Source organism: Haloarcula sp. R1-2 (assembly GCF_011627385.1).
GTDB lineage: Archaea > Halobacteriota > Halobacteria > Halobacteriales > Haloarculaceae > Haloarcula > Haloarcula marismortui.
The window spans coordinates 160,014-173,689 of sequence record NZ_JAANTG010000002.1; the positions used below are offsets into that span (position 1 = coordinate 160,014).

The 13,676-nt window shown below is 63.1% G+C and carries 14 protein-coding genes; 5 read left to right on the plus strand and 9 right to left on the minus strand.

Translation table 11 applies throughout. The annotated features are described in order from the left end of the window. Positions 1-52: 52 nt before the first annotated feature. Together G9C82_RS08925 and G9C82_RS08930 are read left to right on the plus strand one after the other, a co-directional pair. Complete coding sequence (locus G9C82_RS08925; RefSeq protein WP_011224422.1) at positions 53-649, plus strand: TetR/AcrR family transcriptional regulator; 597 nt, start codon at positions 53-55, stop codon at positions 647-649. Next, on the plus strand, positions 646-2,133 hold the full coding sequence (locus tag G9C82_RS08930) for an MATE family efflux transporter (protein WP_004960120.1): 1,488 nt from the start codon (positions 646-648) through the stop codon (positions 2,131-2,133). Before G9C82_RS08925 ends, G9C82_RS08930 begins: the two co-directional genes overlap by 4 nt. 45 nt (positions 2,134-2,178) lie before the next feature. On the opposite strand, the gene G9C82_RS08935 is transcribed toward G9C82_RS08930, so the two are convergent. Then, the gene (locus G9C82_RS08935; RefSeq protein ID WP_007187830.1) at positions 2,179-2,721 is read right to left on the minus strand and encodes a Rieske 2Fe-2S domain-containing protein; all 543 of its coding nucleotides are present in this window, start codon (positions 2,719-2,721) and stop codon (positions 2,179-2,181) included. 97 nt (positions 2,722-2,818) lie between these two features. Between G9C82_RS08935 and G9C82_RS08940 the strand changes: the two genes are divergently transcribed. Together G9C82_RS08940 and G9C82_RS08945 are read left to right on the plus strand one after the other, a co-directional pair. After that, entirely contained in the window at positions 2,819-3,118 is a 300-nt protein-coding gene (locus G9C82_RS08940; protein ID WP_007187829.1) for a hypothetical protein, read from the plus strand. Positions 3,119-3,285: 167 nt separating this feature from the next. After that, on the plus strand, positions 3,286-3,870 hold the full coding sequence (locus tag G9C82_RS08945; protein WP_127013910.1) for an NADPH-dependent FMN reductase: 585 nt from the start codon (positions 3,286-3,288) through the stop codon (positions 3,868-3,870). A gap of 2 nt (positions 3,871-3,872) precedes the next feature. Here G9C82_RS08945 and G9C82_RS08950 read toward each other — a convergent pair whose 3' ends face one another. After that, on the minus strand, positions 3,873-5,393 hold the full coding sequence (locus G9C82_RS08950) for a hypothetical protein (RefSeq protein ID WP_004960105.1): 1,521 nt from the start codon (positions 5,391-5,393) through the stop codon (positions 3,873-3,875). Between the two features lie 138 nt (positions 5,394-5,531). Further along, complete coding sequence (locus G9C82_RS08955) at positions 5,532-6,026, minus strand: hypothetical protein (RefSeq protein WP_004960103.1); 495 nt, start codon at positions 6,024-6,026, stop codon at positions 5,532-5,534. Positions 6,027-6,197: 171 nt separating this feature from the next. Here G9C82_RS08955 and G9C82_RS08960 point away from each other — a divergent pair, with 171 nt between their 5' ends. Further along, on the plus strand, positions 6,198-7,058 hold the full coding sequence (locus tag G9C82_RS08960) for a transcription initiation factor IIB family protein (RefSeq protein WP_007187827.1): 861 nt from the start codon (positions 6,198-6,200) through the stop codon (positions 7,056-7,058). Here the strand turns inward: G9C82_RS08960 and G9C82_RS08965 are convergent. From G9C82_RS08965 to G9C82_RS08990, 6 genes are all read right to left on the minus strand, one after another. Then, a complete protein-coding gene (locus G9C82_RS08965) occupies positions 7,037-7,753 on the minus strand; it encodes a P-loop NTPase (protein WP_127013911.1) in 717 nt (238 codons plus the stop codon). The two genes, G9C82_RS08960 and G9C82_RS08965, sit on opposite strands and share 22 nt — an antisense overlap. Then, the gene (locus G9C82_RS08970; protein WP_127013912.1) at positions 7,750-8,517 is read right to left on the minus strand and encodes a hypothetical protein; all 768 of its coding nucleotides are present in this window, start codon (positions 8,515-8,517) and stop codon (positions 7,750-7,752) included. The genes G9C82_RS08965 and G9C82_RS08970 overlap by 4 nt, the downstream gene beginning before the upstream one ends. Positions 8,518-8,550: 33 nt before the next feature. After that, positions 8,551-9,360, minus strand: a complete 810-nt coding sequence (locus G9C82_RS08975) for a hypothetical protein (RefSeq protein WP_127013913.1) — start codon at positions 9,358-9,360, stop codon at positions 8,551-8,553. Further along, entirely contained in the window at positions 9,357-9,692 is a 336-nt protein-coding gene (locus tag G9C82_RS08980; protein WP_127013915.1) for a hypothetical protein, read from the minus strand. The genes G9C82_RS08975 and G9C82_RS08980 overlap by 4 nt, the downstream gene beginning before the upstream one ends. Positions 9,693-9,858: 166 nt before the next feature. Beyond that, complete coding sequence (locus G9C82_RS08985; RefSeq protein ID WP_004960088.1) at positions 9,859-10,131, minus strand: hypothetical protein; 273 nt, start codon at positions 10,129-10,131, stop codon at positions 9,859-9,861. Between the two features lies 1 nt (position 10,132). Further along, positions 10,133-13,660 (minus strand): LAGLIDADG family homing endonuclease, encoded by a 3,528-nt coding sequence (locus G9C82_RS08990; RefSeq protein ID WP_127013916.1) that lies wholly within the window; start codon positions 13,658-13,660, stop codon positions 10,133-10,135. Positions 13,661-13,676 lie beyond the last annotated feature (16 nt).

Consider the following 13,676-nt stretch of genomic DNA (forward strand, 5'->3'; position numbering starts at 1 on the left):
CCGCAGACGGTACCGACGAATACTTGACTGACCAGTCAGTTAGTAACACGTAATGGATGACGGCGATACGGCCGACGATATTATGGATGCGACCTACCGTGCGCTGTGTACGCACGGCTACGCGGATCTGACGATGCAGGACATCGCTGACGAGTCGGACAAGAGCAAGGCTGCCCTCCACTACCACTACGACAGCAAACACGACCTCCTCTGTGCGTTCCTCGAATACCTCTATGACGGGTTCGTCGACCGGATCGAGGACCCCGCCGGCGAGACCCCACACGAGCGCCTGCTTTCGCTCATCGATTCCGTGCTGGACAAGCCGGATGACGGGAGCGAAGAGTTCGGGACGGCGATTCTCGAAATCCGCGCCCACGCGCCATACGAACCTGGCTTTCGCGAGCGGCTCACGAAGTTCGACGATTACCTCGTCGACGAACTCGAAGTGATTCTCGAAGACGGTATCGCTGACGGGACGTTCAAATCGGACCTCGACGCCGATGAGACCGCCCAGTTCATCGTCACCGTGCTGACCGGGGCTGCGACCGAGCGCGTCACGACCGGACGCCCGGTCAAGTGTACCAGACGGATGCTCACCGAGTACGTCGAGACGCACCTTCTCGACGGACAGCAGGAGGTCACAGCGTGAGCGTCCGGCAGAAACTAGGCCGCTTGGGAGCGCGACTCGGGAACCTGTTCAAGGGGCAAGAGGAACTAGAACTGACAAGCGGCGACATCGGCAAGCCGCTGCTGTTTCTCTCCTTCCCCATCGTCATCACGAACCTGCTCCAGGTGGCGTACAACCTCGCCGACACGTTCTGGCTCGGCCAGTATTCCACGACAGCGCTTGCGGCAATCTCCTTTGCCTTCCCGATGATCTTCCTGCTCATCTCGCTCGGCATGGGACTGTCAGTGGCAGGCAGCGTGCTGGTCGCCCAGCACACCGGGGCCGAGGAGCACCGCGAGGCCGAGTACGCCGCCTCCCAGACCGTGACGTTCGCGCTGCTGGCCTCCGTGTTGCTCGGCACGGCCGGCTACTTCTTCGTCGAGGACTTTCTGTCGCTGCTGGGCGCATCCAACGAGGTGCTCCCGGGCGCGACAGGCTACCTACAGGTCGTTTCGCTCGGGCTGACGGCGATGTTCGGCTTCTTCGTGTTCATCTCACTGATGCGCGGGGCCGGGGACACCATCACGCCGATGCTGGTGATGTTCGGGACCGTCGTACTGAACATCGTCATCGACCCGTTCCTCATCTTCGGCTGGTGGGTGTTCCCCGAGATGGGTGTCGTCGGCGCGGCCGTCGCGACCATCTTCTCCCGCGGTGTGGCGCTAGTCGTCGGCATCGGTATCCTCCTGTCGGGGAGGCGCGGCGTGCGGATTCACCTCAGCGATATGGCCCCCGACCTGGAGTACCTCCGGAAACTGCTCAGGCTGGGCATCCCGGCCTCCGTTGAGGGGACTGGCCGCGCACTGTCGGTCAACGCCATGCTGTTCATCGTCGGGACGTTCTCCGTGACCGTCGTGGCAGCCTTCGGCGTCGGTATCCGCGTGTTCTCGCTGGTGTTCATGCCGGCCATCGCGATGGACCGCGGCGTCGAGACGATGACCGGCCAGAACCTCGGTGCCGAGCGGCCTGACCGCGCAGCGACGGCGAACCACTTCGCCGCAAAAGTCTCGTTTGCCATCCTCACCGTCCTCGGCGTGGTTACTATCTTCGCCGCCCCAGCCGTCGTGAGCGTGTTCAGCGACGACCCCGAGGTCGTCCGCATCGGGGCCGAGTTCCTCCAGTGGGTCGCCCCGACCTTCGGCTTCATCGGCATCGTTCGGGCCTACTCCGGCGGGTTCCGTGGGGCCGGCAAGACACTCACCGCAGCGGCGCTGGCAGTTACCATGCTGGGAATCATCCGCCTGCCGGTCGCCTGGGTCGCCTCCCGCCCGGTCTCGGTCCCGGCATGGCTCGGCCCGCAGGTCGTCGACCTCTTCGCGTACTCACTGGCCGAACAGGGCATCTGGCTGGCCTTCGCCGTCTCGAACGTCCTCGCGGCCGGCCTTGCAGCGGCCTGGTTCCTCCGAGGAACGTGGCGTGAGGCCGACCCGCGGAACAACAGCGAACCGGCCGTCGCCGACGACTGACGGCGCTGCTTATTGGGAGATAACCGAAAACAGTCTGACAGCGTGTCAGCGCCGGTCGGCCCGCTCGAAGCGCTCGTCGGTCAGGTACACGTCGCCGTCCCGAACCGAGACCTCGATACTGTCGAGAGCATCGCCAGCGCAGGGCCCATGCGTGCAGACGCCGTCGTCGGGTTCGAACTGCGCGCCGTGTTTGTGACACACCAGCTGGTCACCCCGTACAATCGCGCCCCGGCCCGGGTCCAGCGGGACCTCGGGCTGGTGGGGACAGGAGTTGCGCCAGGCGGCGACGGCATCGCCCGAACGGTGCAGGATGCAGTTGACACCGCGCCGACCGTCGCGCGCCTCGAAGACGAGCGTGCTGTCGGTGGGCACCGAATCGAGGTCGACGATACGGCGCGGCTCGTCACCGTCGTCGTTGTCGTCGGGTGACTGCTCGTCGTCACCGCTGGACTGCACATCGTCGCCAGTCCCAGAAAAGCTGAATCGGACGGTCGCGTCGCCGGCTTCGACCTCGCCGCCGTCGTCGTGGATGCGGACCGACTCCGACTCGTCGTCAGCGTCAACGGTCACATCCACGGGGTCGCTCATAGCAACCTGTCGGCGATTGACACACATATCGATGTCGAAGTCGTCCGCAGGGTGCCGATTGCAAAACGGAGTTATGTCAGCCCCTCAGAATATGAGTATGGACCGAGACGACGTTTCCGTCGAAGTGGAAGTCGAAGTAGAGATAGACACAGCGGAACTGGAAGCCGAAGTCGAAGACATGGCTGAGTTCGAGGCAGAACTAGAGGGCAAAGGCGTCGAAATCGAACTGGAAGCCGAAGTCGAGTTCGCTGAACACGACGAACACGAGGAGATGGATGAGACGGAGGAGGCCGAACACGAGGAGATGGACGAGGCAGACGCAGAAGCTGAGACGGCGGAGTCCGAAGCCGGCGGCGAGACGGACGAGACAGCGGGCGACGACGAAGACCAGGCGTAGTCACAGACAACGATAGCCGGGGTTGGCAGGGTATTCCGCAGTGAACGCGGGTGAAAATCGCAATGTCACAACGGATCGTCTGGCGACGTAGCCACCTATCAGAATACGTACTGAAATCCATTTCTCAGAATACTTACTGATAGGCGGCAGCTACGAACAGGCACACAATGCACGACACGCCACACGTTATCGGTGTCAGCGGCAGCCTTCGTGACGAGAGCGGAACCAGAATCGCCGTCCAGCACGCCCTCGATGCAGCAGCGGGGGCTGGCGCGACGGTTGCACACATCGACCTTCGAGAGTGGGACCTCCCGCTGTTCGACCCTGACGCGAGTGCGGCAGACTCCGGTGACGGCCCGGAACTCGCTGCCCGTGTCCGCGAGGCCGACGCGATGGTCCTCGGAACGCCCGTGTATCATGGCACAATCGCCTCACCGCTGAAGACGGCGCTCGACTACTGCAGTATCGAGGATGTCGAGGGGACGACCGTCGGCATCCTTGCAGTGGCCGGCGGCGGGTTCCCCACGCCGACGCTACAGCATCTTCGGGCCTCCGTCCTGGAGTTGAAGGGCTGGCCGCTCCCGCAAGATGTCGCCATCCCCGACTCGTGGGCCGCCTTCGAGGACGGCACCATCGCCGACGGAGACATCATAGAGCGTGTCGAAGAACTGGGCGCAAGCGTCGTCGCGTGCGCAGGGATTGCGGACCAACGCGAGGAGGCGGAACAGTCGGAACTAGCGACCGGGGACTGAGGTTACTCGAACCAGTCGACGAAACTCCCCTCCAGCAGGTTCCCCTCCTGATGGCGGATGTAGGTGGCCTGCATCCCCCAGATGGCTTCGGCCAGCGGGACGTTCTCCTCGACGCGGCGGCGGACGTAGTCGTGTTTCCAGCGTGCGGGCGTGAGCCGGCGGTCGACGCGCTCGCGCAACGGCCGGATGTATCCATGGGCCTCTTCCGCCGAGAGGCCCCGCTGTTCGAGCCCCTCGCGTGCGTGCTCGAACAGTTCACCGTATATCTCTTCGGTGCTGGTCGTCGTTGCTCCATCAGCGGTGATCCACTCGATTTTCGCCCGGAGTCCGTTCCGAGCGGCGGTGTAGAAGTTCTGCTTTGCCGTCTCCCAGTCCAGTGACTGGATTGGGTGTTCGAGTCGCGGTAGGCTCTCCATCAGGCCGGCAAAGACGGCTGCAAAACCAATCGCGTCGTCGACGGTCGGCTGTGCGGCCAGCGGGCGGAACTCGATGCGGGCGTTAGCCGCCGACCGGGTGGCTCCCTCAAACACCGGCCTGACCCACCGCCAGTAGGAGCCATGCTTGTGCCGGAGGTGAACGAAGTCGTCGTCGAAGCGGGTGCCCGACGGCAGGTCGACCGGGACGATGGTGTCGTCCGCGACGATGTCGTCGATGGCATCCTCAACGGTGTCGAAATCCGGTGGGAAACAGACCTTCGGTGGCGTCGAATCGCCATCGGGCGGATTGAGGACTGACTCGAAGACGCCGATGCGGTTCTCCATGTTCGCCCCCGCAACGATCTCCGGGTCGGGCGCGTCGTCGTACAGGTCCGGCGGGAAAAACGGCGAATTGACGCCAAGCGCCAGCAGCGGCGCAGCAATTCGGAGCGCGTAGCTGAAATACTCCGGCAGGTCCGGGGCGTGGGGAATCTGGTAGTGGGGTTGAATCGAAGTGATAAGTGATTCCGGCATCACCGTCTCGGCCTGCAGGGAGACGTGGGGTGCGTCAATTTCGAACGCCGAGGGGTAGTCCGTATTGGCCATCGTGTGATAGCGGACGGAGTCCGACATGTTCGTCCCAATGCGGACGCCGCTCTGTTCGACACAGTCACAGAGATACGTCTCGGCTGTCTCGCCGGCGGGCGGAACAGTCCACATACCGTCGGAGACGAGGCGGATGCCCTCGTTGCGTACCCGTTGCTGGGCCGGCATCAGCGACGCCTTCAGTTCGTTTCGCTGGGCCGCCAGTCCGTGGGTGTTCAGCGGCTGTGGGCTCGTCTGCATCTCGGCGTTGTGCAGGCCAAGCTCCTTCTCGAACCCGATGAGTTCAAGCAACTGGCGAGGAACCCGCTGGAGCGCGTCGGTTTGCTCATCAACAGCATACAGCTCCAGTTCCATACCAACGATCGCTTCCGTGTTGTCAAACGTCCCGTCACGAACAGCGGATTTGAGCGCCTGCGCCTCCTCGCGAGCGCGCTCATTGAACGCCTCGCTGTCCGTCGCAAGCACCTCTGCCACCCGGTCCGCCAGTTCCGAAGCCGACATATCTCCGGGTTTGCAGCCATGGGTGTTAAGCATGCCCCAGACAGGAGGTGGGGAGCGAGAGAGCAGTTGCGACACCGTCACAGCAGGTCGCCGACATCGCTCACCCCCGACCTCGCCGAGAAAGCTATTCACACACGCTCACAGCAGCTCGCCGACGTCGCTCATCGTCTCTCCTAACGGGTCCCGGTCCTCAGTTGTAAGCGCTCCCTCGACGGCGTCACGGGCCGCGGGCAGCGGGTCGTGCGTCTCGATGTACACAGCCAGGGCAAACTCCTGTTCAGTCACGTCAGCGAGTGCGATGGCGTCGCTGCGGGAGAGGTCTCCGGCAAGCCAATCGGCGATTATCTCACGGCCCTGTGGGCCGACCGGTGACACTTGCTCGCCGACGAGATGGAGCGTCTTTGCGGCCAGCACGGGCGCAACACCGGCGGCGCGGCCTGCATCGCCCACACTCCGACCGGCTGCGTAGGCCTCGACGACAGTTGCCGCTGCCGCCGCCGAACACGGGAGGTCGTCGGCAAACGGGGCCAGCCGCTCCGGGAGGGGCGCGTCCGTCTCGTCGACAGCAGCGACGCCGCGGTCACGCTGGCGGGTCGTGACCTCGACACCAGCGGCGATATCCGACAATGCCATTAAAAATTTACTTCTCTACATTGGAATTTAATGCTGTCGGTATCTCGATAGGCGCTGGTGTCAATCCCAGTTCCTACCTACCGGTTACCGGTAGGCAGTTTCGCCGAAAAGCGCCCGAAAACCCGCCGTTGCATCGGTTTTTTAACCCTCCATCCAGCCGTAGGTGGAAACATGAGTACGACGGTAACGCAATGTCCGGAGTGTAACGGGTCAGTCAAACAACAGGGCGTCGAATCGGTCTGTGGCAGCTGTGGGCTGGTCGTCGGCGAGGACGCCATCGACCCCGGCCCGGAGTGGCGGTCATTCGAGGATGACGACACCGACCGGGCACGCACGGGCGCGCCGCTGACGCGGTCGCGTCACGACCGCGGGCTCTCGACGAAGATCGGCCGGTCGACACGGCTGAAAGGGCGCAAGCGGCGGCAGTTTGCCCGCCTCCGGCGCGAGCACAACCGCGCCCAGATCAGCTCGAAACGCGAGCGAAACAAGGTGTACGCCTTCACCGAGATCCGACGTATCATCAGCTCAATGGCGCTTTCAGACGCGATTCGGGACCGGGCCTGTGTGCTGTTCGAATCCGCACAGAACGAGGATCTGCTGCAGGGACGGACGCTGGAAGGGTTTGCGGCCGCGGCCATCTACGCCACCTGCCGGACCGAAGGTGTTGCCCGGACCGTCGACGAACTCTGTACCGTCGCCAAGGCGACACAGGCGGAACTCCGCGCGGCCTACGACGCCCTGAACAGGGAGCTCGGGCTGCCGACCGGTCCGATTGACCCACGCGAGTACGTCCCTCGGTTCGCGACGACGCTGGACCTGCCGACGGCGGTCCGCCAGCGCGCGGAACAGCTCGTCGACGAGGCACAGGACCGCGGGCTGGTCAGCGGGCGCAATCCGGCGGGCGTCGCGGCGGCGTGTCTCTATACTGCGGCTCAGGAGCAGGACGTGGCACTTACGCAGGCCAAAGCGGCAGAGACAGCGGACGTAACGCCGGTCACGCTACGTGGGACCTACACCGAGCTACAGGAATAGACGGCGTCAGCGAGCGATTCAATCGAGCGCCGAGCCGACGTGTCCGGCGCTGTTTCTCGAAGCGGCTGTCCATGGGCCTGTGCCGTCGCTAGCGGCTCACTTTTCGGGATAGCGACGGCTGGCGCACCGAACCGGTCCGCGACAGCCCCGGTCGCGGGGTTCGGACCGGCACGGTTGAGGACGACCCGACAGAGTCCGGCGTCGAGTTCGCGGGCCAGCGCCCGGACCCGAAGCGCATCAGCGAGCGCCGCGTCCTCCGGCGTCGTGACGAGTACCGCAGCGTCGGCAGCAGCAAGGGGTAACCCCACGTCGGCGTGCATCCCCGCCGGCGAGTCCACAATGACCCAGCGATAGGTCCGCTCCAGCGCGGCGAATACATCTGTGAGCCCCCGCAAGTCGGCACTCCGAGCACCGGCCAGCGTTCGTCCGCATGGGACGAGAGTCACTGGACCGTCCTCCCGGACAGTTTCGTGCGGGTCGGCGCGGTCGGCAAGAACGTCGTGCAGGTCGGGACCACGACTGGACGGGAGGTCCGCCATCCCGAGGTCGCCGTCAACGACGACGCTCCCGGCGTTCGCGGTCGAGTGCGAATCCCTGCTGTCGGTCCGTTCGAGCGCGTCGAGTTCTGCCGCGAGATTGTACGCGACAGTCGACTTGCCGACACCGCCTTTCCCGCCGGTGACTGCCAGAATCATGCCAGGCGGGACAGGGTCTCAGTCGGCACCGTGGCAGCCGCTCGTCGGTCGGCGAGCCGCTCGGCCCGTCGGGCCAGCGCCCGGAGCATTTGCTCGTCGGTCTCGCCCCGTGCCGCGACCGTCCGGACGCCAGACAGGCCGTCTGCCGTGCGAACCGCAGCCGTCGCTGCTGACAGCGAATCCGCCTCGGCTAGCCGCTCAGCACGGTCGACCCGCCCAGCAACGGTTTCGAGCCACTGCGAAACTGCATCGGGGAGTTGCTGGTCCGGCTGGTGCCCGGCCGCAGTCCTCGGTTCGGCTGACGGTTGGCGTCCCGCTGGCTGCGGTTCGATGTCTTGTTCCGGCGTTGGACCGGGCGACCCAGCGCTCGCGGCTTCGGCTACGTGCACTGACTCAGCTGTTGGGACGGCAGCAGCAGGCGGCGACGGGTCACCCAGTTCTCTGAGAACGGCGTCCGCGGAGTCGAGTCGGTCGTCCGCTATCGTCGTATCAGGTGCCGGCTCGGTACTCACCAGCTCCGCCGGCTGTGCAGACGGTGGGGCTGGCGTCGCGTACCCGAGCGCCTGCGTTTCCGGTCTGAGGACCCCTTCGAACCCGTCCTCGGACCAACCGGCTGCAGGAACGCCCTGCGTTCTCGGCGGCCAGAGAGGGCCATCGAGACGGTTCCGGACAGTAATTCGAGTCGGTTCGGCGATGTTGCCGACAGTCGCTGTGACGAGCGTCACGCCGTCGACTCGCTCGGCGCGACAGTCGAAGGTAACCATAGGGGGCAGTGGCCCGACCTTCCAATTTAAAAGTCAGCAACGGACAACAGGAGCGTTGAGACAGTCTGACGCAGCCGCTGGCGTTCTGAACCGGTCCGTTTCGAGGACGACCGGTGCAGGCGTTTTGGCGACCCGGAGTACGGCCAGGGCAGCCGTTACTGGGTCGGCATGGAACGGGTCGTCCGGAACTGGCCCGGGAACGGCTTCGATGGCCCGAGCGAACGTATCAGCGCACCGGTCAACGAGGGTCGCTCGGGCGCTCCGCTGGAGGTTGGCCAGTTCGTCGGTAAGCCGACGCTGTTCCTCCAGCGTGTCCCGATAGGCGCGTGCCCGCTCCCGACGGAGTTCGCGTGTCTCTCTGGCGGCAGCCTGTCGAGTTTCCCGTTCGCTCAGTTCCGTCGCCGCGTCCCGGAGAGCGGCCTGTACCGCCCCGTCGTCCGCACCGACCGCCTGCCGAGCGGTAAGGCGACCGCGGTGGGTAGCGACCGCTTCCTGCAGGCCGTCGATGGTCGACTCCGGGACTGGGTCGATGGGGTCCGGCAGCTCCGGCGGCGAGCACTCAAGTTCGGCCAGCTGGGCGTGGCACTCTGTGATGGCGTCGTCCTGTGGCGTCTCGTATCCCCGTGACCGAGCGGCAGCCGCGAGTGCAGTCCGCGTTCGCAGTCCCATCGATGGATGGACGTGCCCTGCGTAGGCGTACACGGACGGTGGTTCCGGACAGGAAACGACCGGAACGGACTGCTGCCCGCGGATGCTTGCGGCGATGGTCCGACCGTCGACGTTTCGGGTGCGAAGGTCGACGACAGCGCCCGTGTACGTGGTTCCAGCGACGTGGAGCTTCACAGGTCAACGCCTCGGAGTTGGTCCGGGTCCGGGAGGTCACGCCCCGACGCGAACCGCTTGTATGGCGTCGCCGGTTCCTCGCGTGCCTCATACCGTTTGGCCGCCTCACGGATATGCTCCGGAGCATCTGTCGGCTCGAACGGTTCGACGTGCTCGATCTGCACGTCAAGGTCGTGTTTCTCGTGGAGCCGAAGCGCCTGAAAGGCCCCGAACTCTGTTCCGGCGAACATCGCTGCTCTCCCGAACTGCCGAACGACACAGTCTTCATGGGCACGACAGACGTTTCGCAGGTCTCTGCGTGCCGCCCGGGAGTACGTGACGACGAGTAGCACTGGGTAGACATTGCTATTATTACTATAAAATTTTACTGAATTGAATGGGATATAGACTGAATATATATGCTAGTCGGCAAGAAAGATAGGGGCAGGCGGACTCGGGAGTCAGTACTGTAGGGGAGGTGTGGAATGTGCCGACAGTACTCACGCTGCTCGAAAAGGTCTACTCGACGACTGTGACGGTGAATTCGCCGGCATCTGAGACGAGGTCCTGAACCCGCTCGCGGGCCGCTGTCTCAGACGGTGCGAGGACAACGAGACCATCCACGGTGGCTCCACCGTTTGCCCGATAGGCCTGCAGGTCGCCCTCGAACTCAGTCGCATAGGTCCGGAGCGTCCCACGAACGTCCCGTTCGAGGTCACTGAGAGACCGTGACCCTGCCTCGAACTCGGCCAGCGCCTCCTCGATGTTGCGGAGTGCGGAGATACGGTCCATATCAGGTTGTCCGAAGGTGATCCGTCCGAGGTTCGTACACCTCGCCTTTCTGTTTCAGCTTGTCAATCTCGTGTTCGGCCTTCGACTCGTCGATGCCGACCTCCTCGGCGCGTTCGATGACTACGTCGGCGGGTGCGCCCTCATCGTACTCGTCCTCGATGTCGGAAATGATGCCTTTGATGTTCTGGATGCGGTCGCGCTGAGTCTTCGACTGGCCGGTTTCGACCACGTCGGCGTCGAACTCGCCGGTTTCGGGGTCGACGCCGATCTCCTTCAGGCAGTAGTGAGCGATGTCGACCGCCCGGTCGGCGTCAGCTTCGTCGACGGTATCAGACAGCCGAATTCGAGCGGACGCCTCGGCAAGCCGGACCAGCGCCTCCAGTTTCCGGGCGGTGACCGGCACCGGTGCGTCCTCGTCCTGCCCCTTGAGCCGCAGGTCGACGTAGAAGTCTTCGATGCGCGATTTCGCCTCCTCGGTCATCGTCGGGAAGCAGTTGCGCTTCGCGTAGGCGACGTACTTCCGGAGAAGGTCCGGCTCGATAGTCGGCGCAACCTCTTCGGTGACGGTCCCAACCTCCTCCTCACTGAAATTCGACGTGGGATTTTCCGTCCGATGCGTGTGGAGTTCACCGGCGTAGTTGGTCTGGATAATGTGCTCGGCGAGGTTCCGGTCTTTTTCCTCGTCGGGCTTGTCCGTCACGGTGAAAATGAGGTCGAACCGGGAGATGAGTGCCGGTTCGAGGTCGATCTGCTCGCCGATAGGCTCGTACTGGTCGAAACGACCGTACTTCGGGTTAGCCGCGCCCAGCAGCGAACAGCGGGATTTGAGTGTCGCGTTGATTCCAGCCTTCGAGACGCTGATACGCTGCTGTTCCAGCGCTTCGTGCATCGCAGACCGATCTTCCGGAGACATCTTGTCGAGTTCGTCGATAGCGGCGATACCCTGGTCTGCGAGCACGAGCGCCCCCGCTTCCAGCGTCCACTGCTGGCCGTCGCCGAAGTCGTCACGAACGGCGGCTGCGGTAAGCCCCGCACTTGATGACCCTTTGCCGGAGGTGTAGACAGATCGGGGCGCAATATTCTCGATATATGACAGCATCTGTGAGTTATGCGAGACAACTCCGTTAGTGAGATAGTTGTGTGTCCCCTCGATTTCGAGGTCGTAGACCCACTTTTCATCGTGTTCGATGGGTTCTATCGATTCGATCCGGTCCCACGCGATGTCACCTTCGACGAGTGCAGCGAGTCCGTTCAGGTCTTGACGGAGTGACCCCGTTCCGCCGCCGTCGCTACGCGCAGTGTCGCTGATAGGTGTGTCATTGTTCATCTCAGCCAACCGCGTCTCGAAGGCATCGAGAACCGATTCGAGACTGTCACAGCTTGGGTTTCGGCGTCCCCGCTCGTAGTGTTGATACGTCGAACGCGGGAGGCCGCACTCGGATTGCGTCAGTCCAAGTGCTTCCCGGATGCGACGGAGTTCCGGACCCAGATTGGGGACAATATCAAGATTCGTATTTCCGTGGGTTCCCTCGGATTGCCGGCACGCTTCGGTCTTTCGCGCTGTGATGAATCCGATTTGTTCGGCGTAGTCGTGGAAAGACTGCCCGGAGATTCGAAGCCGGTAGCTGCCGTTGTTCCGGGGTTGGAGTTGTGCCGTGATTCCCTGTGTGACGAGCAGGGTTCGAACGTCTTCCAGCAGCGGTTTACTCATCGAAGCAACAGTAATCTCTCGCTGTGATGTCGAAACGTGTCCCTCTCCCTCGATATAGCCTCGAATAAATCCGGTGACAACGTTGTCGCTGGCTCGCATGATATCTTGCGGAACGCGTCTCTCCGTCGAGGACTGGAGCAACGTTTCGTCCAGAGATGCGAGGAAGCTCACGAACTCGCCGGCAGAACACAACAGTTCGCGGGCGGTCTTCCCCTCGTGTGAACTCCGTTCCGTAACGTTGAGGTTCAGTGTCTCCAGAACAGATTTCGCGTCATCGAGAACTTCGCGGTCGTTATTGGTTATCGAAACATACCCCGTGTTATCCGGACGTTGCTCGACGTACCCCTCGGCAACAATATAACCGATCAGACGGGCCAGTTCGGGTGTCCACTGCGGTGGAAGGTCAGGATCGATTCTGTTGTGGGCCTGTGATTGTCGGAACGTGACATCCAGTTCGTTACAGGCATTTGTGGAAACCTTCCGTGGAACGGCAACGTGTGTCCCGCTCTCTAATTCCTCGGCTTTCCTGGCCTGGAACCGGCCGTCAGATTGGACGAACAGTGGATGGGACGGGGTTACATCGAGTTCACGACCAGTCGCGGTTCGTATCCGATACAGTGTTTCCGGTGCCTCGCGCTTCCAAACCTTGGTCGCGTTTTGCGTGGCTACTGTTCCATCGGATTGGAGTGAGGGGACATCGAAATCAACAGTGTCCCACACGCCGTCGTCGACTGGTTTGGGATCATCTAAGTTCGATTCAACGACCTCTCGTATCGGCCGTTCGTGGCCGTCTGCGAGAGTTACCCGCGTGTCACCGTGGACGCATTTCCCCGTCCCCGGATCGCCTATCAGCAACATATGGAGGTCCCCACGTATTCGAGATCCGTCAGGTAGCTCCTTCGTTACGCCGGAGAAGAGCTGGAGCATCATCGCGAGCTTCTCTTTTTCGTAGCCGTAGATAGAGGGGGCGATGGCCCCGACCATCTTGTCGTAGATGTCGGGTTCGCTGGAGAGTTCGACGATTTCCGTCTTGTCAGCGTCGGTGATCTCCATGTCCTCGAACTGCTCGTCCTCGATTTCAACGCTGACGCCTTCCATGTAGATGTCGAACATCGGGGACTTTTCGTTGTCGTTGCCCCGCTGGTCGAGTTTGAGGATGCCGGTCACGCGGACGTGGTCGCCCGCGGTGACGTGGCCCGTGATATCGTCCTCGATGTTGATGTCGATGGACTGGGGCGTCTCGCCGCCGCGCAGTCCCTCGGGGGATTCCTGCACGCGGAGCTTCTGGGCGTCGATGAACTGGGACTGGTCGGTGTTGAGCCGGAACGGCCCCTGTCGTTCACAGCCCTGACAGTCGTGCGGTTCCTGAAAGTCACCGGCGGTCTGGGGGATACGCGTGAGCGTGCCACAGCGCTGGCACTCGAAGGCCGCCTCGATGACTTTCGGGCGTACATCGGTCGCTTTCCGGATGATACCACGGACGGCGACGAGGTTGCCGTGGTGTTCGTGGCGCAGGTCACGGATGTCCTCCGACTCGGGGAGGTTCCGGACGCGGACGTGAGCCTGGCCAAGCGAGACGTCGACCGGGAGGTCGTACAGTCGAAGGGCCTCCTCGGCGTACTCCTGAATCTGCTCTGGCTTGGTCCGGTAGTCGTCCGCCAGGTCCGGATCGAAGCGATAGAGGTCGTCCCAGTCGATATACAGCGATTTCTGGTCGTTCGGGTATTTCTGGGCGAGCTCACCGATTTCGTTGCGGTAGTAGTTGCGGTAGAACTCCTCGAAGCGGTCGATGAGTTCGGTGTTCTCGGCGGTCGCCATTTGAGTGGACAGTGGT